We start from the raw sequence: 25714 nt of genomic DNA on the forward strand, positions 1-25714 counted from the left end.
GCTATAAGTTTGACGAGAGTCAAACTCTCTCTGCGCTAGTCTGCTGCGCCAATAGTTTCGCTGACGTTATTCCATTCGTCCAAGTGCGATAGTAGCTGGAATTCTTTCCGTAGGAGTTGTCCAGCAGAATATTCGGCTTATCCATGAGACAAGACAGAATATGTCCATGAAGCCTTGAGGTCTGCACTTTCTTGTATTTACTAAACCGGTTAACGGCTTTGTTCACCAGATAGTCGGTGTATTTGCCCCAGATCATGCTTACAGGCAATTTGCCGTTGCTTGCTGCGGACATTTTGAAAATCGCGCGAATGGATTTCTGCTCAAATCCGCTGAACAGCGTCGCCCAATCCAGATAGTCGCCTTGGCCTGAAGCTTCAAGCCGCTCCTGCTCCGCCGTCTTCTCGATGTCAATGCGAAGGAAACAAAGCAATTCCTTATCCGGGTTCGTATGGCTCCGAATCGGCCATAATTGATGCGCCATATCCGGGGACAGGTAGACATGGCAGGTCTTGAATTTGACGGCAGCCATCTCTTGCGAGTAGGTGTCGCGAACATAGAGATGCAAGTCCTTATGCTGATTGAAGATACTTGCCGTCCGGTTGAATTCCGCCTCGCTCTTGTAGAAAATCGTCTGCGGCAGCATGACTACCCGATGGCCGGGATAGTCGGAAACGACTTGCTCGCGCAGCCTCTGGTGAGCCGGATACAGATCACCGAAGTTCCCGCCGCCATGCAGCACGATAATATGATCCTGCGGAATCTTCACGCCGCTTGGGAAATCAAGCACGCTGTAACGCGCCATAACGCGAATATGATTATCTTTGAAGAACGCTTCAGTGCCTTTCATGATCAACAGATCTCCGCCATTACCATGAACCGGATAATCGAGGTAATAGATCTTGGAATGCGGCGGAATCACCTGCAAAATCTGCCGAAGCCGGTCCTTGAGCTCATCCATCGGATGAGCAAACTGTACGCTTTCCATTCATCCGTCTCCTCCGTGTCTCTTCTCTCTCTCTCTCGGGCTTGTTCAAAAAGGGAGTGCTGCAGGGTTCAGGGATGTGCTCTCCGCGCTTTTTGAACAAGCTCCGTCACTTGGTCCACTTCACGTTCTTCTTGATGGGCTTCGCGGGGACGCCTGCGACAAGCGTGTGGGCTGGCACGTCTCTCGACACAACCGACCCTGCAGCCACAACTGCGCCTTCCCCGATCGTGACCCCTTTCAGAATAATCGCCTTATTGCCGATCCAGACACGATTGCCGATGATTGTCGGCTTGGTCGCCAAGCTGCCCTCCATGCTGTGATAGTCCGTATCCATAATGGTGACATCCCACGAGATGGCGCAGTGACTGCCGATTGTTACCTGCTTCTTGCATCTGATTTCGGTTCTACGATTAATGAACGTATGGTCGCCGATTTCAATGACAGCCTCGTTGGAATCCAAGTAAAATCCGGCATGCTTGTGCAGGATGACGTAGTCGCCGATGAAGAGCTTGGCTCGTTTGGCCTTCGACACCGTCATGCTTCCGCCTACCCGCAGCAGCTTCCCGCATTGATCGACATGCCTCCGAAAGAACGCACCGAGCAATACGCGATACCCGAATTTGAAGTAATCCTTGATGCTTCTGTTGCTTATGTTCATGCCGGTGTTGCCGCCTTCCTAAGTTTGCATTCTTCGCGAGAGGTGCTCGTATAGAAAGCGCAGATCACTTTTGTCATACAAAATGCCGAGAATGCGAACCTTGAACACGATCCTCATCGCTGCGATCGTAATCAGAATGCGGATAACCGCGCCGAGCAGCAAAGCAATTGCGATGCCGTTCAAGCCATACAGCGGTGTAAGGATGAAAAACAACCCGACCGTGATGGCCAGCGCGATCGCTTGCCGCATCGCTACCAATCCGGGGCGTCCCATCGCGTTGAAGGAAGAGGCGAGAATCCATGAACCTCCGCCGATGATGCATTCGAGGGACAGCAGGTAGAACGCCGTGCCGGCTTCCAGAAACTGCTCCCCGTACAAGAGGCCCAGCAAATAATGGCCGATGAGCATTCCCGGAATAACCGCGATGGTCATGAGCAGGAAGGACAGCCGGAAGGCTCTGCCGACGGAAGCGATGATTTTGTCCTGACTAAGCCCCGTCACCTTCGGAAAAATAACGTTCGAAATGGCCGTCTGCACGACATTGAATACACGAGATAACGTATAAACAACCGTATAGAGCCCGAAATCCCTCGGTGTTAGCAGCGTTAAAATAATCAGCTTGTCGCACTGTGAATACAGCGTGCCGAGCAGCTCTACGCCGAATACTCGTCCACCGTAGCCAAACAGCGTCCCCAGCACGATACGGTCCGAAAATCTGCGCAGCCAGTTGAACGATAATTCATGCCGCAGCCGGTACAGCGCCCAGAAGATGACCATTAAGCTCGTACCGAAGAATATGAGTGCGGCGCCGTGCAGCGATAATTTGCCGATCGCCCACAAAACCAGCAGTCCCAGCAGATTGCTAAGCGGAACGTATAAGCGCAGTCCGTTATACAGCACGAATTTATCCATGCTTTGCGTGAGTGCCGTCAGCAGATTGACAGCCAGCAGCATCGGCAGTGTCAAGATCGTGTACCACTGGGCTGTCCGAATGACGTCATCCGGATAGTTTCCGAGCCAGACGGGCAGGCCGATCCAGGCAATCGTGCCGACAAGCACACTGACCGGCACCTGGAACATGAATCCTGCTCGAATGTACTCCGCCGCTTTCCCCGCATGAATCTTCATGTTGTAAATAAGGGAGGTAGGTAGCCCGAATGAGACAAGCCCTGCCAGCAAAGTCGGCCAGAACAGAATAGCCGAGAACATCCCTTTCCCCTCGACGCCGAACAATCGTGCGGTCACGATGGAGGTTAAGGTGCTTAACACCATAATGAGCAGATTGGCGACGCTGGTATGCAGGATCGTTTGGAATACGCTGCGGCCTGCTCCCGCCCTTGTAGCAGCTAGTTGATTCATGATTCAAAACATCCTCAAAGGTTAGATTCGCTTCAGCTGGTAGCTTCGCAGCACGCCGCTGATCAATCCGTTGTTATAAATGATCTTGCTGACATTACGGAATATCCGCCGTTTATCGAACAGGAACAAGATCGTCAGCACGAGAAAGATCGGCAGTTTCACGAGCGATTTCATGATGATCCCCGTTTTTTGCTTCGAGGACACCGCGCTGCTTACCCCTTGCCAATAAATGCGCCGCAGCAGCCATTTCCGGCTGATCCGGCTTCGCGGAATCTTGTGCAGCACGGAAGCATGGGGCGTGTAGTAGACCGCATACCGCGTACGAATACGCGCAATCAGCTCAGCCTCTTCACTGGAGAGCAAATTGCTTCCCACTCTGCCGAGATCCTCGCGGAAGGCATTCATCGTATCGAATACCGACTTGCGGAAAGCAACATTGGCTCCGAACGGAATCGCCGGCTCCTTCATCTCCACAATGTCATCCGAATAATCCAAAATGCTGTAGAGGGAATGGTTATCCCGGGACAGCCACCTTGGCGGGCTGCCTTCCCATGCGGGCTCGATTTTACCGCCGACACAGCCGATTCGCGGATTCCCGTCGAACAAGTCAATGATGCCGGCAAGCCAGTCCTTCGATGCCTTCGCATCGTCATCCAGGAAGAGAATGATCTCGCCTCTTGCCTCGCGGATCGCACGATTCCGGGCGACGGATAAACCAAGTCGTTCCTCATACACGTAGCGGACCTGAATATCGACCATATTCCGGAAGTCCAGTACCGTTTGTTTGGTATGATCGGTGGATCGATTGTCGATCACGATGACCTCGAAAGGTTGTTTGTAGCTTTGCTGCAGCAGGCTGAGCAGCGCTTCCTTCACATCTGCTGCCCGATTATGTGTACAAATGGCTATCGTTGCTTTCATGCTTTCACCTCGTGCAGCTTTGTACCGCTATAAATAGGGATCATTTTACCGGCTATCCGGCTCCAATCGAGCTCTCGCAGCTTGGCCTCAATTTGCTTCTCCGTTTGCTTCATATCCATGTCCAATGACTTTCGAAGCGCATTGCGCAAGCCGTTAGGGTCCTCCGGATCGTACAGAATGCCGCATTCGCCTGTTACATACTCACCGAGCGCGCCAAGATTCGGCGCTATAACCGGCTTATGATGGGATAAAGCCAGAATCGCGCTCCCGGATGTCGTGATTTGGTTGTACGGCAATACGACCCGATCGGCCGCTTGCAGATAGTCGGCCAGTTCATCATCACCCACAAACTGCGGATAAACGCTAATGGCTCCATCGCTGTTGTAGGCGTCGATGAAATCCAGGCTGTACCCCTTATCGACCCTTCCGGCGATTAACAAACTGCAATGCTCAAGATTCAGTGACGCGAACGCCTCCACGAGTCGATCAACCCCTTTGTACGGATTGATCCGACCGACGAACAAGAACAGGAACCGGTCCGGCGCGATGCCGAATTTCCGGCGGATATCCGTTCCTGTACCCGGATAGGCGCCAACATAATGGCCATGCGGCGTCACCACAAGCTTTCTTGGCGATATCCCAAACACGCCGGAAACTTCCTGCTTCACCGACTCGCTCAGGACAAAAGCGCGGTGGCAAACGGTCAAAATATACTTGCGCATGATATAGTCCCAGCGTGTTCTGCCTGAATGCGGCCAAATGTTGTGAACGGTCCAGAACAAGCGAACGCCTCTGATCCTGTAATAGAGCAGCAGGAGCGCGAAGAACAGCGACTTCAGGACGGTCAATGCCAATCCGGATGCATGCTGATAGGAATTACTCGGCCAATGCATGTGGACGATGTCCCCGCTGCCCGGCTTCAGCACCGTTTCTTTGTCATAATGCTCGACATGCAATCCTGCCTGCTCAATCGATTTGGTCAGCAGTTCGCTGTATTTATTATCCGGGCTCGCTTTGGGCCACATGTAAACGGTCGACTTGCTCATGGTGCTCATCTCCCGTTCACCCCTGCCAGCGCATATTCATGCTGGCCATATTGAATTTGTTCATATAGATTGAGGTGTTTGTCCAACAGCGATTGCGTCGTAAAGTTACGGCAATGCTTCAGACACTGCTCTCCAATCCTTCTTCTCTCGTCGCCCCTTAAGGCATGGAACGCGATAATTTTGGCTTGGATCGCTTCCGCGCTCCCCGGAGCAAAGAGGAATTCGCCCGGATTCCAGACCGCATCCGGAATTCCTCCGACCGCCGAGGCGTACACCGGGGTTCCGACCTGATACGACTCGATGATGACCCGTCCGAAAGGCTCTTCCCATATGGAAGGAACAAACGTAACATCGACGCGGCCCATATGGCTGCGGGCTTCTTCCGGTGTAACTTTGCCGGTAAACACGAACCGGTCATCAGAGCTGCACAACTCCTGAAGCTGCTGCTTCAATCCCCCATCGCCGCAAATCATCACTTGCTCTACCATCTTGCGCGGCAGGAAACGGATGGCGTCGATCAGCTCGCGCACGCCTTTCTCGGCTTCGATTCGCCCGAAATAACCGATTCGCAGCGGCTCGCGATGAAAGTCTTTCGCTCCGCCTTCGATAGCGCCGTCCACGGCGTTCGGAATGACCAGCTTTGCTGCATTAGGGAACAGTCCCGCATCCGTATGACGCTTTAGAATATGGGATGAAATCCCGACGACCGCCGATACCCGTTTGCTGTAACCAAGCGAAGTCGAATGATACATGCGCGCTAACGCCTGGTTCTTGATGGGAGAGCTGACCGGCGAGAGGAGCGAATAGTCCCGGAGCGTATGCGCCACTGGCAAGCCTTGTTCGGCGCAAGCTGACCAAATCCCCGAGCCAAACCCGGATAAATTCTGGGTGTGCACCAGATCCGGTTTGATCGCTGACAAGAGGCTGCGGAACGTCTTGATTTGCACCGGATTGTAGAGATCGATCATCCTGCGTGCCGCCTTCATCAATGTTCCGCGTCCCTGAGGCTCCCCGATCCAGTACAGATTGTTGTATGGCAAACGATGCACGGTGACGCCGTTGATCACTTCTGTGTACACACCGGCGCTTCGCTTCTGACCGCCAACCGTCAAGACATGAACCTCAGCGGCGGAGACCAGCGATTCCGCTAATATTTGCGTCGATATTTCCGCGCCGCCAATGATGTACGGCGTGTATAAACTATTCACAATTAAGATTCTCATGCAATTCGTTTCATTCCCTTCATGCGCTGCATCACGCTTCCTACTGCCACGGCAGCCGGCTGTTCATTGAAAAAACCGCCTCGGATGAACCCGATCAACAGCCAAAAGTTCACAAAGGAATAGGAATCGAAGTTCATGACGAGCGAAACGCACAGCGCAAAAGCGAATTTAGCGTAAGGACTCGCACCTGCGCTCCTCAAGGCGGAGATCATAAAGCCGAAGAACAGCGCGGCCCCGATCAAGCCTTCCTCTGCGAACACTTTGGACAACAAATTCCGTGACGTTGCCATCTCAGGAGTGTCGAAGACGAGATCATGTACCTCTTTGAACACCAAACCATCATTGAAATTCTTCAGCAATAGTTCCGCAAAATCCCTGTAATAAAATCCTCCCCCAACGCCGAAGAGCGGGTGGTGTGCGAATTCCAAGAAACCGATAGCCGGGAAAACAACCCGGATGAAAAACGAATTATCGGTCTTGATCAGGGAATTGAAATCAAACTGGAACCGGTCCGTAAAGTAGCCGCTGACGTGGAAAGCCTCTAACAGGAACGGAACCCCTACCCCTACGACAAGAACGCATGCCGCAAGCACAAGCAGCATTTTTCCCCGGTTCTTGCTCGTTATCAGCACGTAGATGAGCAGCGCGGTCAGCAATACGCTGTAGGCATAAGCCGAGAAGGATAATACCAGCAGCACCGCCGTTCCGATCAGCAGCACCAAATGTTTGCGGAAACCCTGCTTGAACAGGTAAAACATCAGAATGCCGCCGCTCAGCATATGAATGGCTCCCCACGACGGCTCTCCGGACAGCAGTTGAATACGTCCGCGATACACCTTCTCCGAGAACAACCCCGTTAAAGGCAAGGAGAATCCGCTGTGAATAACTAGCGCATCCATGAGCTGAATGAAACCGATAGCCACCGGCGGGATAAAGCCGATTAACAGGCTCTTGGCGATCCATCCCTTCAAGGCAGGATCCGTTTTCGTTTCTTCGGCAATATAGACGGACACCCTGTACATCGATAGGCCAAACAGCAGCGTAATGACATGTTTCAGGCTGCTGCCCGCATCTTCATAGCCAATCGCGGCCACCAAGGAATGTCCGATGCTGTAGATAACGAATGCGATGAAGAAGAGGTCTCCCGGCCTGAACCGGAAATCGCAGAATAACAGCAGAAACGACGCTGCGAACATCGGAAACATGGCGACCGGACGATAGACCGAGAAGTGAAAATACGGCAAGCTATCGTAGGTTAAAACCGCCAAGGAGAAGAGAAACAGCATAATGATAAGATTTCGAAGAACCATGAATGCACCTGCTCTTGGCGCAAGCGGAGCTATGATAAGATCAGCTCCATATGTTTGCGTGTGACGGAGCTGCTGAAATGACCTGCGACATAGCGTACCGAATTGCGCGATACTTTCTCGTTAATCTCTGGGTTGCTGAGTAGAAGCAGTACGTTCTGAACGATTTCGTCATCCGAATCGCAGATGAACAAATCCTCACTATGGTTGGCGCTGATCCCTTCGACGCCGATCTGATTGGTCACGACCGGAACGCCCCAGGACATCGCCTCCACGATTTTCGTTTTGATGCCTGTCCCGAACAGCAGCGGAGCGATCATAAGCGCGCAATTGCTGACAATCTGCTTCACATCGTCCACTTCTCCGGTGACGACGACGCCCGGATAAGCTTCCTGCAGCTGCAGCACTTCGGCGGTCGGATTCTTCCCGACAATGTAGAAGGTAGCATCCGGCGCCTTCCGCTTGATCTTGGGCCATATTCGCTCGCAGAAATAGACGACGGCGGAGCTGTTATGCGGGATGTCCATCTTGCCGACGAACACCAGCTTGTTTCGGTCATACCTGCGCGGTCCGCTGCCCTGCCGTCCATCCGGTTCGAACTTCATCGGAATGCCGTAACAGGATTCGTGGCGGGTAACCTTCCGGAAGCTTTCCGCTTCGGTCGGGGAGGTGAAGATGAGATGGTGAAAATGGGCCGCCACCCGCTTCTCGTACTTGCCAAGCAGCTGGCTCTCCAGGTTGATCAACCATTTCTGAATAAACTTCACGTCCGCTAAACGCTTCAGCTTGCCCGGCAATTTGTCCGCAAACCCGCCAAGTGCGGATGGAATATAATGAAACCATTCAAGCTGCCGCCGATAGCGCAGCGATAACAGATCATCGTAGCTCAGAACCTGTCTGCCTTGTTCCTCAGACACATATTCCGCAACGCGCACCATGTCGTACAAGATGAGCTCCGGTTTCTCCGATTGCACAATTTCTTTGATTTTCCGATGTGTCTTCCGGCTGTAATAAGCAGATACCTGAAGCGGCCATCTTCTTAGCAGCAGGGAATATACCGCGACATTGAATAGCTTCTCGGCCAATCCCGGCAGCTCAAGACACACCAATCGATCGATTTCATCCGGCCGATGCTTGAGATACCGGTCATCATCCACGAAGGATAAATTGACAATTTCACTGCCCGGATAAATCTCTTTCATTTGCCGAATGTATTGCAGCAGCATATTTTTCCGTCCATCCGTATTCGGGAAGGGAAACCGGTTCGTAATAAACATGATGGTTTTCATGTGCAGTCCCTACCCCCTATCAAAAAGCATCCTTGGCACCGAGCAGAAGCTTGAAGGTTTTGAAAATAATTTTCAAATCGCCTGTTACGCTTCGTTTCTGGATATATTCCAAGTCCAGCTTCACCATTTCTTCGAAGCTCAGGTCATTGCGACCGCTGACCTGCCATAATCCCGTGCAGCCCGATGTCACCGTCAGCCTGAGCTTGTCGTATTCCGAGTACTCTGCAACTTCTCTTGGCAGCGGTGGCCTGGGGCCAACCAGCGACATATCGCCTTTGAGTACGTTAACCAGCTGCGGAAGCTCGTCGATGCTTGTTTTCCGAATGAATTTGCCGACCTTGGTAATGCGCGGATCATCCTTCATCTTGAACATGGCACCTTGAATTTCATTCTTATCGAGCAGATCCTTCAGCTTCTCCTCCGCGTTTGAAACCATCGAGCGGAACTTGTACATCTTGAACGGTTTCTCGTCCTTGCCAATGCGAGTTTGATAGAAGAACGCCGAGCCTTTCGGATCTTCCAGCTTAATCAGGATTACAATGAGTACAAACAAGGGCAGGAGGATAATTAATCCGAGCAGCGCGCAGCTAATATCGATCATGCGTTTGACTAGCGTATAGAAAACCAAATTGTTATACGTTTGCAGAGCCTGATGTTCCGACACCTTCATGACAGCTTCCTGATCAAATTGTCGATTCATGAGATACACTCGCTCTTTCACGCTCGAGAATTTCCTCGAGCTCTTCTATTAATTGGTAGCGCAGCTCGCGGTTGCCGAGCGCGAAATCGATCGTTGTCATTATGAATCCGAGCTTCTCGCCAACATCGTAGCGAGTCCCCTCGAAATCGTAGGCGTATACGCCGGAATCCTCATTCAGCTTCTGAATGGCATCCGTCAATTGAATTTCCCCGCCTGCTCCCGTCTCATGCCGGCCCAAATATTCGAAAATATCCGGGGTTAGCACGTAGCGTCCCATAATAGCCAAATTCGACGGCGCTTGTCCGAATGGCGGCTTCTCCACGAAACGGTTGACGGTGCACAGCCGCCCGACACTTTCAAGCGGATCTACGATCCCGTAACGATGCGTTTGGTGAGCGCCTACCGCTTGAACACCAATAACGGATTTTCCCGTTCGTTCATATTGCTCGATGAGCTGCCTGGTGCAAGGAACATCCGCTTTGACGATGTCATCGCCGAGCAGCACCGCGAACGGCTCGTCACCGATAAAATTACGTGCACACCATACGGCATGCCCGAGGCCTCTTGCCTCTTTCTGACGGATATAGTGAAGCTCAACGTTAGATGACTGCTGTACTTTCCGGAGAATCTCGTGTTTCCCTTTCTCCTCGAGCGTATGCTCAAGCTCAAAGGCAATATCGAAGTGATCCTCAATTGCACGTTTTCCTTTGCCCGTGACGACGATGATGTCTTCAATACCGGATGCGATCGCTTCCTCCACGATGTACTGGATTGTCGGCTTGTCGACAATCGGAAGCATTTCTTTGGGCATTGCTTTGGTTGCGGGTAGAAACCTAGTACCGAGTCCAGCCGCAGGGATAATTGCTTTTCTCACTTTTTTCATTGATCTCACCCTATCCAATTTATTTCTGTATCTATGTCGTGTTCTAAAAACACGAGCTATGTTTTCTCGCCATGGAGTAAAACATAGCTCGTATTTCTAGATAAGAAGAAACGGATCTAAAAATAGAGTAGGGCATTGAACCCTCCCTCACGTCATACCCCTGACGATAAACGTCTAAGGCCGCTTGACCCACAGCATAACCGAGTGCCTCCGGTGATAAAGGAGCAGGAGACATTTCCTTAAATCGGCAGAGATATTGGTTGCTAACGGCCTGCCCGATTGAGAACAGCTCCGATGACGGTTGCCTGGCCATATTCCAGTGCTGCCATAGCTTTGGCCGCTATATCGTTCTTCACTTTTCCCGGCTTCACTACAAGTACGACGCCATCGCTCTTGTTGGCTAATATCAGCGGATCCGTAACCGCCATAATCGGCGGCGTATCGATGATCACGATATCGAAGCGCTCCTTTGCAATCTCCAGCAATGCCGTCATCTCCAGCGAATCCAGCAGCTCAGACGGTCCATCCGGTTCCGGCCCGGCAGTCAATACATACAAATTCGCGATGCGCGTTTGCTGAATAACCGCTTCAAGCTCGCTATGATCGGCTAATGCCGTACTTAACCCGTAACGATCGTTGTTTAGCCCGAATATGTGATGCTGAACGGGCGTTCGCAGGTCTGCATCGATAAGCAGCACCCTCTTATTGGCCTGCGCGTAGGTGACCGCAACGTTGGCCGCTGTCGTGCTCTTGCCTTCGCCCGGCAGCGCCGACGTAATCATGACGCTCTTCAAAGCTTCATCCCGGTTCGAGAAGGAGATTTTCGTCCGCAAGCTGCGATAAATTTCGGAGACGGCCGACTTCGGATTGTTCTCGGTAACAAGGCTTCTATGCATCAAGCGAGACATTGCTTTTCCTCCCTGACAGCTGTTTCATCTGAGCATTATGGCCGCTTGCGCCCTTAACGCTTCGTTTGATTTTCGGAATATCCGCCAGCACGGGAATTCCGAACTGTGCCTGAACATCTTCTTCCGTCTTAACCGTGTCATCCAGCTGATCCAGAATAAAAGCGGCTACGACGCCGGCCATCAAGGCCAGTACGAAGGTGACCATAATGTTCATCGCAGGATTAGGCGATACTTGGCTTCGGTGTTGCGTTGGATCGGCCAAGTTCAGAACCGCGATATTGTCCAATTTCATAAGCGTCCGAATTTCTTGGCGGAAGACCTCCGACATGGCGTTGGCGATATTGGCCGCTCGCTCAGAAGAAGTATCTCGGACGGTAATTGTCATGACCTGTGTTTCATTGATGGAGCTGACGCTCACTTTCGAAGCAAGCTCGCCTGCGCTTACGCCCAGCTCCGGATGTTCCTTTACGACTTTCTCCATGACGCGAGGCGTCCGGATGATTTCCTTATAGGTTTTGATCAGCAATATATTGGAGTTGATGGAACCGACGTCAATGATTGATTTGTTCGGATCCGCTTCCTTGCTCTGACCTACGATCAGCTTCGTCGAAGCTTCGTATTGCGGTTTCACGAAGTGGCTCGTGTAGTAGCCGACGAGCGTGCAGCTGACTATCACCATTAGAGCGATCAGCCACAGCTTCTTTCTGACAATGCTCCAATATCGTTGTAATTCCAAGCTGGTTCCTCCGATACCGCGTTCATAGGTGGAGATTGAACACTATTTTAGTCTGAATATTCTGATTTATTTATGTGTTGCTATCAGCCTTCCAGGGCTCAACCTTCCCCTTGGCGGTAAGGCCATTTTGCTGTGCACCTTAATTGTATAGCGACTTCACGCCTCAAGACTATTGAACGGCAGGATAATTTTGTTGCATCGCAAGTTGTACGTCCGGCCGCCCCCAATGGATACAGTCGAATTATACTTTCGTACCATATGCGCCCCAAGAAGAACAAAAAGAGCGGCAGTCGCCACTCTTTTAAGTAGTTCCGGACAGCTCATCCGACAATGCGTACGCAGCTACTCCCCGCGACTGCGCATAAAGAGCAGCTTGCGTGCGGTCATTTACATTTAATTTCTGAAAAATATTACTAATATGTTTCTTAACCGTGGACTCGCTGATCATGAGCTTCTGCGCCAAAGCGCTGTTGGATAGTCCTTCGCCCAGAGAGGACAGCACATTGCGTTCCTTCGGAGTCAGCTTCTCGAGCGGATCGTCCGGGTCCTTACGGATAAGGACGTCCATAAGCCCTTGATCAAAGTATTTTCTTCCCCGGTCAATCATCTTGATGGCGAGCAGCAGCTCCTCGGGCATGGAATCTTTAAGCACATAGCCGTCAGCGCCGCACTCCTCTGCCCGGCGAATATCCGCTTCCGCCGCAGATGAAGTAAGCATCATGAAACGGCAGCCATGATCTCGAAACTGTTCGACCACGTCAAAGCCGCATTGGTCGCCAAGTCGAATATCGACGATGGCCAGATCAGGCTCAGTCGTCTCTATGAGCTGAACAGCCTCTTCGACCGTCTCAGCCTCTCCGATGATTTCAATTCCTTCTTCCTGCGCCAGTACGGCGATCAGGCCTTTGCGGACCACATGATGGTCATCCACAATGACGATTTTCAAGTCGATCACCCGCTTTTCGTAGTTTGGCCGGTTGCTTTATGAACGCCGGTTATCGGCAGTAAGACCCGAATGACGGTCCCGCTCCCTTGCTTCGTGCTAATTCCAAACTTACCGCCCAGTGATGCGGCAAGCGTGCGCATGTTAGATAAACCGAAACCTGAATCCGGTTTGCTTGGTTTGATCAACCAAGGGTTAAAGCCGCGTCCGTTATCTTCGATGGAGAGTTTGACAATCCGGGGCTCCACAGTCAAATGAATCGTTATCCTGCTGCTCGCTCCATGACGGATTGCATTGCCTACCCCTTCCAGGATCATTCGATACAGCGCTTTTTGATGATTTATAGAAAGGCGGTCGTCCGAGTTAGGTGCGTGGAAACGGATTTCGACTCCGTTCAATTTGGCCTGATTGGCCAGATGTGATTGTACGATACTGATCCAGGAAGCATTGTCGTTCTTATCGCTCTCGCGAGAGCTCAGATTGTAAATCGATGCACGCAGTTCACGGGAAGCAGCCAATGCCGCTTCTTGAATTTCTTGCATCTGTTCTTGGGTCCGGTCGTCATTCATTCCGTTACAGTCACCTTTCATTGACTGAATGGCGTAAATGATACCGAACAAATGCTGGGAAACACGATCATGCAGTTCCTCAGCGATCCGGTTACGCTCCTCGATTAAGAATCGTTCTGACTCGATCTGAATTGCCATCGTTATCATCACCTTTCTTGCCATTCATTTGAAAACCACTTCCGGTTATGGAGTGCTCATACTATGAACAATATGAGAGAATCTTAAGTTTTCGTCATGGATATCCAAAATCGGACAATGGGCTCCTCATCTCAACATACCTTGAGAAGGTTGACATGGACATACTGCAGGAGTACTGATTTTGTTAACCGTTCGTTTACAGGTAAACAGTGACCTTGGACTCAATTGGGGATACCCATCATTTGTCGAATACGAAGTAGATAGCTAACGAACGAGGTTAGCTCTTGTAATCTTTTTGTAAGAGCAAAAACGAGATAGCAGAGCACTGCGCTTGGAAAGAGAACGATTCTCAATAGCGCCGTTCGGAACGATTCTTGGAGCTTCAGACGATTGGGCCTCATTACCCAATTAGGGGTATCCGAGAACCTCAGCAAAGTGGGACTATGAGCAACCATCAAAATCATATCTTTAAATAAAATTTAAGTATTATTTACATATTTTAGCTGAAACACTCCCCTTAGTAGTATCGGACATGGTGCTTTTGCACACTGCACAAGTACAAATAAGAGTTAATAATGAGAAAAAAGTGAGAATAATGAGAAGAATAATTTGACATACTCGACTTCGCATCGGCAAGCCATTACTTACCCTCATCCTATTTATATGAAACAATAACGTTCGAAAAGGCGCCCCTTAAGGGACGCCTCGTATCGTGAAGTAAGTTTCTGCTTCATGCCCGGCCTGCTATTCCTGAGTATGCTGCTGCTTCAGCTCATCCAATTCCTTGTCGATGTCTGCCGTAAGACTTGGATCCAAATATTGAGGAGCCGATCGTTTCACCGGGGAAGAGAAATGAGCCATCGCTTCCATCTCGGCTTCGATCATCAAGATTCTGTCTTCCGCGCGAGCAAATCCTTTGGCAACATTCTCGGTTTGAAAGGATACGACATTCTGATTCAATTCCTTCAGCGAGCTGGCAACATTAGCCCGGGATGCAAGCAGCAGGCGGCGATGATTGTACTCCTCCGATTGCACAAGCAGCCGTCCGATTCGCTCTTCCAGCAGCTTCGTTTGTTCCTGTATGGTTGCATACTGGGCGCTGTAAGCCGCCAGTTTCTTCTCATGCATCAGCTTTTCTTGCAGCGCCAGCTTCGCGATATGCTCCTCGTCTTGCTTCACCGCGAGTTTGGCCTGGCGATCTCGCTTCTCGATGATGGCCTCGGTTTCGGCGATTAGGGCAGCTTGTCTTTTCTCAATATACAGTTGATTCGCCAATGCCCGCTGTCCTTTTGCAAGCTCCAGTTCAAACTCGCGAATATATTGATCCACCATTTTAAGGGGTTGTTCGCACTTGTCCAGAAGCCCGTTCGTTTCCGCCAGAAACAAATCTTTTACTCGCTTGAAAATGCCCATATTCAGTTCGACTCCTTTGCATTAGCAGAATGATTTCTTTCCCATTGGTCCAGGAAATCGGAAGTGGAAGTCAGCATCGGCGCAGCTGCGCTTACATAAAGCGGTTCGTGGGATTGGGATGGCGATTTCTTTCTGCGCTTGAGAATCAAGAAGAGCAATCCGGCAATAAGGATCGTGCCGACTATGGCCACGCCGGCATTCCACTCTTCGCGCGGATGTCCGTCTATGCGCATCGCTTTCACTGGCCCAACTTCCGGCCCGGCAACAACGATATCTCTCCCTTCGCCTCTGGGCATACCGCCTATACTTCTTTCATCACCTCTTGGCAGGAACGGTTCATCCTTTAATTTCACATGCTTAATGGCGTTCTGATGAACCGATACGTCGCCACCCGAAGCGAATTTCACTCCAATGCCAACAACGACAATAACAACAGCTATGAGAAGCACTTTCTTGATCCAAGATTTACCGGACCTCATCTCTCATCCATCCTCTCGCGACAATGTTCTTCTTACAGCTCTCACTATAGACTTAGAAAGTAAAAGTACGGTAAATAGGCAAAAAAAATCCTTCCTCAACATGCATTGAGAAAGGGCCTATGATTCTATACGATGGGAAATCTCACGATAAACGTACTTCCTTTACCTAACGCGCTTTTCACTTCGATCGACCCTTGATGGGATTCGGCAATCCATTTGGCGATCGACAGTCCAAGTCCCGCGCTTCCTTCTTCCCGCGAACGGTGCTCCTCCACCCGATAGAACCTGTCGAAGATCCGAGGTAGCGCATGCTCAGGAATGCCCATGCCCGTATCTCTAATCGATAGTGACCATTGTTTGGGACTGCTGCTCAAGGCGACATCAACCGTACCGCCTTCGGGTGTGTACTTGATCGCATTGTCCAAGAGGATGTACACCAGCTGTTTGATTCGTTCCACGTCTCCCGTAACCGCCAATTGTTCAGGCAGCTCGGCCTTTAACGAAATCTGCTTCTTGTGAGCAACGGCTTCGATCGTCTGCACCCACTGCCGGACCTTCGGAACCAAGTCAAACGAAGCCTTCTCAAATTCGACAGAGCCTGCGTCGGATCGAGCGAGCAGCAATAAGTGCTGAACCATGCGGCTCATGCGCCCGACTTCCTCTTTCATATCCACGACGACTTCCTTTGTAAAGGCGGAGAAGTCTTGCCCATTCTCCAGCTCGATGACGTCCAGCGACGTATTCATAATACTCAGCGGCGTCCGAAGCTCATGCGACGCATCTGCCAGAAACTGCTGCTGCTGCCGGTATGCTTGCTGAATCGGGATCATCGCTTTCTTGGACATGGAATTACTCAGCCATACCGCGGCCATGATGAAGACGACGAGTATAAGGAGAAACACCACAAGCAGGTTTCGAAACACCTCATAATAGAAGGTCACATCTTTGGCGGCATAAATGACGGCTATCGTACCGTTATCGAGCATAACCGGGCGCGCGCCGACATAGAGCAGCCGCTCCCCAGCCATCAGTACCCTCGGAGCTTTCGGCGGTAATTTCGGTTCGATTTCAATGTCGACACGTTGGCGCACTTCCACATGCGTCTCCGGCTGCCAGTCCAATCGAAACGAAACATCTCGAGGATGCCACCTAATGATCTTCTGTATATTGATGTTTTCCAGTTGCGGATAGGCAGAGCTGCCTGCCAGCACATTTCCTTGGTCATCCAGGACATAGAAAAAGTACAAGTCGTCCCCGCGGGAGTTCGATAAATCAGGAATCGCCACGTTACCCTTCTCTGTCGTCGCAAACAACGTTGACATAATGGATTCTTGCTGCTCCCGATAAGCCATTCCGAGGAATATAGCGGAAACGATGATTGAAAATACGACCAAGAAGAGAATAATCAGCCAGGTGTACGTGTAGGTTAACTTCCTTCTCGATTTAACGAACATGTCTGTCTTGAGCGCCGGTCGTTTAGGCTTCAAATCGGTAGCCTACCCCTCTGACGCTCTGGATCATCGTTTCCCCTTGTACAGCCTCCAGCTTGTCCCGAAGCATTTTGACCGTTACATCCACATTTTTATTGGACACCTCGCTGCCAACGCCCCAGACACGATCTAAGATAACGTCCCTCGTCAGCGCATGGCCGAGATTCTGAAGAAACAAATCGAGCAGCTGGTACTCCCGCTGGCTGAGGAAGATCTCTTCCCCTCTCCGGAACAATTGACGGGACGACCGCTTCAGCATAAACGGCCCGAACGTCACCGCCTCCGCCTGAATAGGGGCAAAGTTTCGCCGCGTGAGCGAGCGGAGACGGGCGAGTAACTCATCCATCTCGAAGGGCTTCGTGAGATAGTCATCTGCCCCGGCATCCAAGCCGAGGATTTTATCTTGCAGCGCATCCTTCGCGGTTAACAGAAGGATAGCCTGACGGTAATGGGCCGCTCGCAAGCTTTTGCAAACGTCAATTCCATCCTTGCGCGGCATCATCCAATCCAGAACCAGCACATCATAGGTCGAGCCGACCGCGTAGTGGTGCGCATCCTCGCCGTTATCTACCCAATCGACGTGGTAGTCGCCTTTCTTCTCCAGTACATATTTCATTAACTTGCCCAGCTTCTTATCATCTTCCGCCAGAAGAATGTTCACTTTCATTTCACCGCCGACAATAGCCTATTTCGTTTAGGATACCATACAAACGGTAAAAGTACGGTAAATGAAACCATAGAAAGTTTGCCGGACTCAGAAGTGAGAGAACTTCGAAAATCTCTTCTTGTACAGCTTCTCAAGCCCGATCGAGATCATATGAAAGCCGAGAATGTAGAGGAGATACGCAAGCAGCGGGATGACCAGCACCCACTGATAAATAAACAAATTACTGCGAGCTTGTCCGACCAATCCGCTCCACTCATTCGAGATACTCACATAATCGGGCGGATCGGGCGGATTGTAGTACACCGCCGTGCCGCCGACGAAGATATGGAAGATCGCCAGCTGCCCGAACAAGCCGAGGATCAAGACGATCTCTTGAACGAACAGAATGAGAAAGCTTTCCTTCAAATGCGGAAACAGATGCTTCCGAATAATGCTCCAGCGGCTTGCTCCGATGGACTTGGCGGAGAGTACGAACTGCTTCTCGCGAAGGATCATCGTTTTCTCTTTCATCGTGGAGGCGACTGTCGGAATGCCCACCAGCGCCAATACGACGGCTATGATGACCGTCAGCTTTAACGGTGATGCCGAAGGTTCAATAGAGATGCCGATCATAATCATCCATACCAGAATAAAGATCGGGATGCCATTTAACAGACTCCAGAGCGGATGGCGCTTGCCCGTTGTCGTTTTGCCTTTGCCGACAAATCCGAGCAGCATCCCCAGCACGCCGCCAACGATAATCCGAAATGCGGCAATCGACAGCGACGCGATGATCGTAAATTTCGCTCCGGCCAGCAGTTTGGCCATCATATCCACGCTGAACTTATCGGTACCGAACGGATAACTCGCATTCGGCGGGAACGGCGGTGCCAGAAGCGTGCCGTTGCCGTTCTCATCGACCACATAATCCACCGTAGCCGAGTCGCTTAGATCGTGGGGAGCTACAAATTGGCCCAAGAAAGAAGCCAAGATCATTAGAATCGTAATGAACAAGCCGATAAACAGCGTTTTATTCATCGTACGAACACCTTCTCCCAGCCGGCAATCAGCACTTTCATGAGGAGTAACATAACGGCATAGAGCAGCAGCAAAGTGAAGAGGCCGTTCACGACCAAATTGTACTGATAACCTTCATAGGCATAAGCATTGGAGAACACCAGCAACGTCACGCCGTTCAGGTTGTACAGATATTCGAAAATAAACAAATTCCCGAACAGAATCCCCAGAAACTTATGCAAATCCGCTTTGACGAAGGGAAGCACATTAGGCAGCGCATGAAAGAAAATAATATAGCGTTTGCCTAATCCCCGTGCTTTCGCAAAGCTGATATAATCCTCGGACAGCGTCTGGCTCATGTGAAGAGCCACATTGCGAATCATATAGATCGCAGGAATGATGATCGTCGAAATCAACGGAAGCGCAATCGCCGGTTCATCCGTCGAGAAGCTGGCGACTTGAAACATGACAAGCCCGGTCTTATCCGCAATGAGGACGATTAGAACCTGCAGGAGCAGCACGATGACGAAATCCGGGAGCACGCTTGTCAGCTCCAGCAGCCCTTTGAGCCATTGTTTACGTGTTACCGAGAAATAGATCCCGAGCAATATGCCGGAGGTCATGCCGATAACAGCGCCGACCGCCATGTAGGAGAAAGTGAGCGTAAGACTGCTTCCGATCTGCTCCCAGAACGATCGTTCCGTCTTGCCGGACAGATAACGAAACGTATCCCCGTTCGCGATACCTGCTAGATATTCATTAAAGCTTGTCAGCCCATTGGACCAAAGGAAATGAAGAGAACCGTCAAAATGACCTTGTATGAGAACATTAGGAACCATGGCAAACACAAATACGAACGACAGGATGCCGAGAAACACGGTAATATACTGCGTTGCTTTAATCATGAGAACGATCCCAGCTTCAGTTAACGGAACTGCTCAGCCATTCCTTATAGTGCGTCGAGCTGATGCGTGCATGACCATCGCTTGGTACGAGAGATTGATCATTCACCGCAGCTGAAGCGAAATAGAGCGCTTTGTCATCCGTGACCACTTTCCGCGAATCCCCGGTAGCCTGCAAGTACAGTCGAACGATTTCATCGAGACGCATCTGATCCGGACCGGCCACCTCGATGATGCCATTCACCGGTTTTTCAATAAAATCAACCAGCGCGGACGCAACATCATCCGCAGCCATAGGCTGTGTAAGAACCGAAGGCAGCCGCACGATATCCCCTTCCGTAGCGACAAAGGCGATACTGCCGACAAACTCGAAGAACTGCGTCACGCGGACGATCGAATACGGAATTTTGGAAGATTTGATCAGCTCTTCTTGAGCCATTTTCGCACGGAAATAACCGCTTTGAAGAAGGCGATCGGTGCCCACGACCGACAGCGCTACGTGATGACTGACGCCGGCGGCCGCTTCCGCAGCGAGGAGATTGCGAGTGGAAGTCTCGAAGAACTCCATCACCGCCTTGTCCTCAAACGAAGGCGAGTTGGATACGTCCACGACAACCCTCGCCCCGAACAGCGCTTCCTTCAACCCTTCTCCGGTCAGCGTATTGATGCCAAGCGACGGGGATGCCGCCACCACCTCATGGCCAAGCTGACGAAGGTTGTTTACAAGTTTTTTCCCAATTAAGCCGCTGCCGCCAATAACTACAATTTTCATATGAATGCCCCCCAAGATGTGTGTGAATATATCGATTTATTAAGATGACATGAATTCATTACCGGTAAAAGCAACGAGCGAAAGAATGAACAGCAGCGAGATCAGCGCAAATACGCCCATGCAAATAGAAGCAGACAGTTTCTGCGAGCGTGGCGAAATCGTAATGCCCCAGCTGATCATGAATGCCCAGAGTCCGTTGCTGAAATGGAATACGGCCGACAATACGCCAATGACGTAAAGGATAAAATACATGGGATTCGTGGCAATTTGATGCATGGTTGAACCAAGCTCTTCATGCGTAATGTTGCCCAAGTAAATTTGAAGGCGCGTATTATAGAAATGCCAGAAAACGAAAATAAACGTAAGAACGCCCGTCATCCGCTGCAGAATGAAAGCCCAGTTGCGGCCGTATGAATATTGTCCCGCGTTCATGTTGGACCGATAGGCCATGTACAATCCATATACGCCGTGAAACAGTATCGGAAGGTAGATTCCGAAAATCTCGAGCAGCGGCTTCAGCGGTATACTGTTAATAATATGGACATAGGTAGCGAACCCTTCCGGTCCGCGTTCAAACGCCTGAAAGTTGATCGATACGTGCACAAGAATAAAACCTCCAAGAGGAATGACCCCGAAGAGCGAGTGCAGCTTGCGCCAGTAATATGCGTTTCCTTTCATGACTCCACCTCTCATATGACATATTTCTAGTTGTTCACTGATTAAACGATTGACGCGGAGGATGTGTGACATTGCCGCAGGAAATGCAGCTTAGGCGGCTGGTGGTGGAAATATTATTGCACTAGGGGCAACATTTCATTACGACATTGCATACAAAAGTAAGAGGCTGTCCCATATGTCATCTGTGATGACGATGGAACAGCCCCTTGCTCTTACGTAGCTTTGGTTTTACCGCATTCAATGCGCAGTCGCCCGAATGTTCTCTATTCGCTCTGATTTTGTTTCAAGCGTATACCTGTGAGCTCGAAAGCCTCTTTATGAATCCCCAGAAGTTCCGCTTTCTTCTTCTTGATCATCATCGCCTGTTGTAAGCTGGTGGCTTGAAATTCAATTGCAGTGCCTGCTGAATCTTCAAATGCATAATAGCATTTTTTGTTCGACATGAAGTTGTGCCTCCATCGTATCCCTGCATGATTTGCAACTATTATGTCCTTAGGATCTGTTTGTATGCAGCGAAATCCCGCACTTGATAGCGAAATCCCAGCCATGCTACGGACACGCTCGCCCGTATCGGAGCTCCCGAGGGGTAACTTGTATACTGAGATCATTCAGATTGTGAGATGATACAGGTGGAATATACGAAGTTCGAGAGCGATTGTATTGAATCCATTGCTGAAGTTTTGCAATTTCTTTCCGGAAAATGGACTATTCTAGTCATCACGGAGTTATTGAAGGAGCCTCAGCGATTCACGGATAAAGGAGCAGCCTTCTCGGATGTGTTTACGCACATGAATCAATGGAAAACCGAGTGGGAATCTCCTAGCCATTCTTAAACTCAGCCCAAGCCTAAATTTTAAATGGAATTCCCATTAATCACTACATTACTGCAAGCCAGCAGACGAACAGCATCCTCGAATCGGGAGAACGCCTTACCCGATGCGGGTACGGCAATCTCATTATGGAGAACATGCAGCCCCGAAGTGCTCTTCGCATGCAGAATTTGACCGGCGGTCATGTCAAAACGATTGTCTTTAATTCGGACTTGTTGATGTACCGGCTGTTCGATTGGAACCTCTCGATTCTCCGGAGCGATGAGAATGACAGGGTGCTCCTCATTGCCGCACTCCAAGAATCGGTTCATTCTGATCGTCACATCCCGAACCATGCCGGACTCGAACCAGCTCTCGGCATCATCGGCGATAAGTATGGCGCTCATGCCTGTGCGTTCAAATTGGTTGTTCTCGATTACAACCTTACGTCTTGTCGTGACCAATATGCCGCGCGTCGGAATACAAGCAAACCGATTGTTGCGGACGCTGACCTGCGGAGTCCAAGTGACATTCTCCACTACATCATGTTCCTCGATCGAATCCGGTACCAGCTTGTCTAAAGTAAGCAGCCAATCTCTGGCATCAATCCTGCTAACCGCTTCAACAGTGTGGCTGGAATAAGGTGTTAATGTACGTGCTTGAATAAACTCCAGCTCATCTCCTGCGAAGAAAGGCTCAAAACCATAAGTTTGCCCGTGCATATATCGAACGACAATCTGGTTTCCGGAAGGACGATCCACGATTCGCAAATGGGTGCCATGCACGTTAATGGCATCATCATGCGCCCCTTCAAAATCACTGTTCTCGATACGGATAAGTCCGCGGCATCCCGAGACATGGATCAAATCCGCAAATCCTGCGCATGTCCGGCCGGATTCGGCGCGAGGCTTCATGCTCATTTCATCGAATGAAACATTCTCGCTGAACTGGCATACAATTCCAAGCCCATGCATGTAATGCATGCCGACCTTTGACCAGGTTACGTTCCGGCTGCGGACCACGAATGAGCCCACTTGATCGCGGATGCCATCGCGCAGCTGGAATACGTTTCCGGCTTTCGTATCCGGCATCTCCCCTGCATAATGCAAACGCAAGCGATTCGGCTCTAACGCTTCTACTTTCACCGCGTCCATGACGGGATGTTGCGGGATACGCCTGATCGTATGGTTCGCCGGATCGTATTGCGCTGCCGGTCCTCCTTGGTATCGCCAGCCTTCCCCGACCCAGAACAGATCCCCATGAAGATCGAGCTCATACCAAGAGTCAGGCTTGACGCGAACATCCAGATGATGACGGCCTACTGACTCGACTACCATCTCCGACATGGTCGCACGCTCGAAATCAATCGATAGATTTCGAATCTGAATGTTCTCGCAGCCATCGATGACCAGAGGCGTCATTTTCCCATGGAAAACAAAGAGCGAACCGTTGCCATCGAGCGTAATGTCTTTCATGCCTTTCAACAACAGCCCGACGGTCTTGCTCACATCCGGATTCTCGGATTCGCTTGCCGTATTGGTAATATAATAGGGCACCTTCGCCGCGTGCTCGGGATAGAAATCGTATCTGCCTTTCGGGATCGATAGCGTTACCGGACTATCGTACTCTTTCATCTTCTCTACTGCCTGTCGGAAGGCCGGCACGGCATCTGTTCCAAGATCAGGCTTTATCCCAACATCCATCATGTGCCCTATTGTCTCCATCATGGTTCACCTCGTTACAATATAAGGAGCTTATTTACGCAACCTGTACCGAAACTTTCGCGCCCGTAATCCGATTCTCCTGCCTGTTACATAAATAAGACGCAGAGAGGAACTCTCTGCGTCTCGTATTTTTGTTATCCCTTTACCACGACCGTAGTCACGCTTTCCGCTTTAAACGACCATGTACGCGGGGTTGCGCCGGTGAATACACGCTCCAAGTCGAAATCTGCCGATGTTTCGTAAATTTCTGTAGTCGTTCCCTCTCCATCCGTACCGATATCGATGCCAGAGGTAACATTCTCTTTGCTGTTGTTGACGACAACAAGCGTTACGCGCTCTCCACCGTTGTCGGTAAACGCAGCAACCTTAAGCTCCGGATGATCGGATTGAGCCTCGTTTCTTACATCGCCCGGCCGAATGAATTTACTATAATTTCCGATTGCCCAAAGCCGTTTCGTTTCCTTAATCCGGCCCTCTGCCTCATCGACATAAACCAGCCCATCGCGGAAGTCGTATTTGGACACGGCGATCCAATACTGCCATGAAGTCACGCCGCCAATGGTGATATCCTCATGGACCAAATTGGCTAGATTCAGCGCCGTTTCCATGCCATAGTCCGCTCCGCCCTCCATCTCGGTCCACTCCGACATCCAAATGCTGAGGTTCGGCTGATCCCGGCGAATAAGCTCGGCGAACTCTTCTTTGTACACCGGATTAGAAACCTGCGGAACGTACGAATGGACGGCAATATTGCCGATTTGGCTCATAAGCTCCTTATCCTCTGCCAGCTTATAATAGTACATCCTAGCGCTTGTCCATTCTCCCGCTTCGATCGCGGATATGCGGACAGGCAGCCCTTGCTCTTGTATGTTGCGTGCTAACGCACGATATACTTGCGCGCATTCCTCAGGCGTGTAGTGACAGCCTTCTTGTCCATTCTCCGCATTCCATAACCACATTGGTTCATTGATCGGGGATATCCATTCCACAGGCAAGCCTTCGACTTCAATCAGATGCTTGACGACATCCACAAGATACCGGGCGAACTGCTCTTCCATGCCTTCCCGGAAATTGGACTTCCCTTCTCGATGTCCGGAGGTCATCCCGCTAATGGTCATTCTAGGAGTTGGACTGTTGGCAAACGCTACAATTTGCTTGGCGCCTTTCTGAGCGGCCATCTTCATTACCGCCAGCGCTTGCGCATCCTTGCTCCAGTCATATTGACCTTCGGCAACTTCGACGCCTTCCGCTCGCCGCCATACATCTTCAATTTCCTCGCCATTGCCGGCTCCGATATTATGGCGATAGATCGTCATACCGATGCCCTTGTGGGGATCATAGAGCAATTCCAGCAATCGAGATACTTCCGACTGCTGCCAGCTGCCCGTATGCTGTGCCCACCATGCGCCTGAAGCACCAAAGCCCTCCATGCTTTGTTTCTTGTCTGCCTGATTGATTGCAATCCGATGTTCTCCCATATGCTCACCTTTTCTCATTAGAATGGTTATAACGGAGCCTCGTGCAAAATACCGGTAAACAGAATATCGATCATCTCTTTCAACGCTTCGTCGTAAGTCAGATTCGTATCCATCAAGAACCGGTCCTTCAGCATGCGATTCATTGTCCCGACAATCATTTCCTTCAGTATCACGGGATGAATCGGTTTAATCCGCTTCTGCCTAATCCCTTCTTCGATTAAAGCCATCGTTTGATCCCAATCTGCCTGCAGGTGGCCTTCGATCTCCGCGAACAGCTTGGGGTACGTCTTCTCGATTTCGTAGACACGCCGGTAATCGAGTACATCTGAGACAGCAGGCATGATCGGAATAACGCGCTTCAGCTTCTCAATCACATCCAGGGATGAATCCGATAAAATGCGCTGCTCCTGTTCCTTAATGCTTGCAAAAGCTTCTTGGATAAACAGACGAATAACATCTTCCTTATTTCCTATTTGCTCATAAAGTGTTCGTTTGGAGATGCCCAGCTTGGCCGAAAGGTCGTCCATCGTAAACCGAATTCCCTTCTCGTCGAATACCTCTATAGCCGCTTTCATGACCCTTGATTTTAATTCCATCGCGCCACTTCCTTTTCTTCTTCAATTACGAAAACATCTATAAAA

26 protein-coding genes are annotated in these 25714 nt (G+C 50.5%); all 26 read right to left on the reverse strand.

Annotated elements, in window-relative coordinates:
* Positions 1-19: 19 nt before the first annotated feature.
* Positions 20-985, reverse strand: a complete 966-nt coding sequence (locus I8J30_RS03725) for a polysaccharide pyruvyl transferase family protein (RefSeq protein ID WP_210655470.1) — start codon at positions 983-985, stop codon at positions 20-22.
* 106 nt (positions 986-1091) lie between these two features.
* Positions 1092-1643 carry an acyltransferase gene (locus tag I8J30_RS33525; protein ID WP_210655472.1) on the reverse strand — a complete coding sequence of 184 codons (552 nt, stop codon included), beginning with the start codon at positions 1641-1643 and terminating at the stop codon, positions 1092-1094.
* A gap of 18 nt (positions 1644-1661) precedes the next feature.
* Positions 1662-3002, reverse strand: a complete 1341-nt coding sequence (locus tag I8J30_RS03735; protein WP_210655474.1) for a lipopolysaccharide biosynthesis protein — start codon at positions 3000-3002, stop codon at positions 1662-1664.
* Positions 3003-3023: 21 nt separating this feature from the next.
* Positions 3024-3923: a glycosyltransferase gene (locus I8J30_RS03740; protein ID WP_210655476.1), complete on the reverse strand. Its 900-nt coding sequence runs from the start codon at positions 3921-3923 to the stop codon at positions 3024-3026.
* The gene (locus tag I8J30_RS03745) at positions 3920-4969 is read right to left on the reverse strand and encodes a glycosyltransferase (RefSeq protein ID WP_210655479.1); all 1050 of its coding nucleotides are present in this window, start codon (positions 4967-4969) and stop codon (positions 3920-3922) included. Before I8J30_RS03745 ends, I8J30_RS03740 begins: the two co-directional genes overlap by 4 nt.
* A gap of 5 nt (positions 4970-4974) precedes the next feature.
* Positions 4975-6192, reverse strand: a complete 1218-nt coding sequence (locus I8J30_RS03750) for a glycosyltransferase family 4 protein (protein WP_210655481.1) — start codon at positions 6190-6192, stop codon at positions 4975-4977.
* Complete coding sequence (locus I8J30_RS03755; protein WP_210655482.1) at positions 6189-7502, reverse strand: O-antigen ligase family protein; 1314 nt, start codon at positions 7500-7502, stop codon at positions 6189-6191. The genes I8J30_RS03750 and I8J30_RS03755 overlap by 4 nt, the downstream gene beginning before the upstream one ends.
* 29 nt (positions 7503-7531) lie before the next feature.
* Complete coding sequence (locus I8J30_RS03760; RefSeq protein WP_210655484.1) at positions 7532-8788, reverse strand: glycosyltransferase family 4 protein; 1257 nt, start codon at positions 8786-8788, stop codon at positions 7532-7534.
* Positions 8789-8807: 19 nt separating this feature from the next.
* Positions 8808-9458 carry a sugar transferase gene (locus I8J30_RS03765; RefSeq protein ID WP_240547849.1) on the reverse strand — a complete coding sequence of 217 codons (651 nt, stop codon included), beginning with the start codon at positions 9456-9458 and terminating at the stop codon, positions 8808-8810.
* Positions 9459-9471: 13 nt separating this feature from the next.
* Positions 9472-10371, reverse strand: coding sequence for a UTP--glucose-1-phosphate uridylyltransferase GalU (gene galU / locus I8J30_RS03770; protein WP_210655488.1), 900 nt, complete (start codon positions 10369-10371; stop codon positions 9472-9474).
* Between the two features lie 263 nt (positions 10372-10634).
* Positions 10635-11279 (reverse strand): CpsD/CapB family tyrosine-protein kinase, encoded by a 645-nt coding sequence (locus I8J30_RS03775; protein ID WP_210655490.1) that lies wholly within the window; start codon positions 11277-11279, stop codon positions 10635-10637.
* Positions 11260-12015: a YveK family protein gene (locus I8J30_RS03780; RefSeq protein ID WP_210655492.1), complete on the reverse strand. Its 756-nt coding sequence runs from the start codon at positions 12013-12015 to the stop codon at positions 11260-11262. Before I8J30_RS03780 ends, I8J30_RS03775 begins: the two co-directional genes overlap by 20 nt.
* A 301-nt stretch (positions 12016-12316) precedes the next feature.
* A complete protein-coding gene (locus tag I8J30_RS03785; RefSeq protein ID WP_091213748.1) occupies positions 12317-12961 on the reverse strand; it encodes a response regulator in 645 nt (214 codons plus the stop codon).
* Between the two features lie 5 nt (positions 12962-12966).
* Positions 12967-13665 carry a sensor histidine kinase gene (locus I8J30_RS03790; protein ID WP_210655494.1) on the reverse strand — a complete coding sequence of 233 codons (699 nt, stop codon included), beginning with the start codon at positions 13663-13665 and terminating at the stop codon, positions 12967-12969.
* Positions 13666-14409: 744 nt separating this feature from the next.
* Positions 14410-15078 (reverse strand): PspA/IM30 family protein, encoded by a 669-nt coding sequence (locus I8J30_RS03795; protein WP_210655496.1) that lies wholly within the window; start codon positions 15076-15078, stop codon positions 14410-14412.
* 2 nt (positions 15079-15080) lie between these two features.
* Positions 15081-15557 carry an LPXTG cell wall anchor domain-containing protein gene (locus I8J30_RS03800; protein ID WP_210655498.1) on the reverse strand — a complete coding sequence of 159 codons (477 nt, stop codon included), beginning with the start codon at positions 15555-15557 and terminating at the stop codon, positions 15081-15083.
* Positions 15558-15682: 125 nt separating this feature from the next.
* Positions 15683-17044 (reverse strand): sensor histidine kinase, encoded by a 1362-nt coding sequence (locus I8J30_RS03805; RefSeq protein WP_240547766.1) that lies wholly within the window; start codon positions 17042-17044, stop codon positions 15683-15685.
* A complete protein-coding gene (locus I8J30_RS03810; RefSeq protein ID WP_210656080.1) occupies positions 17034-17708 on the reverse strand; it encodes a response regulator transcription factor in 675 nt (224 codons plus the stop codon). Before I8J30_RS03810 ends, I8J30_RS03805 begins: the two co-directional genes overlap by 11 nt.
* A gap of 93 nt (positions 17709-17801) precedes the next feature.
* Entirely contained in the window at positions 17802-18731 is a 930-nt protein-coding gene (locus I8J30_RS03815; protein ID WP_210655500.1) for an ABC transporter permease, read from the reverse strand.
* A complete protein-coding gene (locus tag I8J30_RS03820) occupies positions 18728-19615 on the reverse strand; it encodes an ABC transporter permease subunit (protein WP_210655502.1) in 888 nt (295 codons plus the stop codon). Before I8J30_RS03820 ends, I8J30_RS03815 begins: the two co-directional genes overlap by 4 nt.
* 16 nt (positions 19616-19631) lie before the next feature.
* Complete coding sequence (locus I8J30_RS03825; RefSeq protein WP_210655504.1) at positions 19632-20384, reverse strand: SDR family oxidoreductase; 753 nt, start codon at positions 20382-20384, stop codon at positions 19632-19634.
* A gap of 39 nt (positions 20385-20423) precedes the next feature.
* A complete protein-coding gene (locus tag I8J30_RS03830) occupies positions 20424-21062 on the reverse strand; it encodes a succinate dehydrogenase cytochrome b558 subunit (protein WP_210655506.1) in 639 nt (212 codons plus the stop codon).
* Between the two features lie 263 nt (positions 21063-21325).
* On the reverse strand, positions 21326-21505 hold the full coding sequence (locus I8J30_RS03835) for a hypothetical protein (protein ID WP_210655508.1): 180 nt from the start codon (positions 21503-21505) through the stop codon (positions 21326-21328).
* Positions 21506-21915: 410 nt separating this feature from the next.
* The gene (locus I8J30_RS03840) at positions 21916-23598 is read right to left on the reverse strand and encodes a right-handed parallel beta-helix repeat-containing protein (protein WP_210655510.1); all 1683 of its coding nucleotides are present in this window, start codon (positions 23596-23598) and stop codon (positions 21916-21918) included.
* A gap of 131 nt (positions 23599-23729) precedes the next feature.
* Complete coding sequence (locus I8J30_RS03845) at positions 23730-25073, reverse strand: glycoside hydrolase family 30 protein (protein ID WP_210655512.1); 1344 nt, start codon at positions 25071-25073, stop codon at positions 23730-23732.
* Between the two features lie 26 nt (positions 25074-25099).
* A complete protein-coding gene (locus I8J30_RS03850) occupies positions 25100-25669 on the reverse strand; it encodes a TetR/AcrR family transcriptional regulator (protein ID WP_210655514.1) in 570 nt (189 codons plus the stop codon).
* Positions 25670-25714 lie beyond the last annotated feature (45 nt).

The organism is Paenibacillus lignilyticus, from assembly GCF_017942085.1.
Taxonomy (GTDB): Bacteria; Bacillota; Bacilli; order Paenibacillales; family Paenibacillaceae; genus Paenibacillus_Z; species Paenibacillus_Z lignilyticus.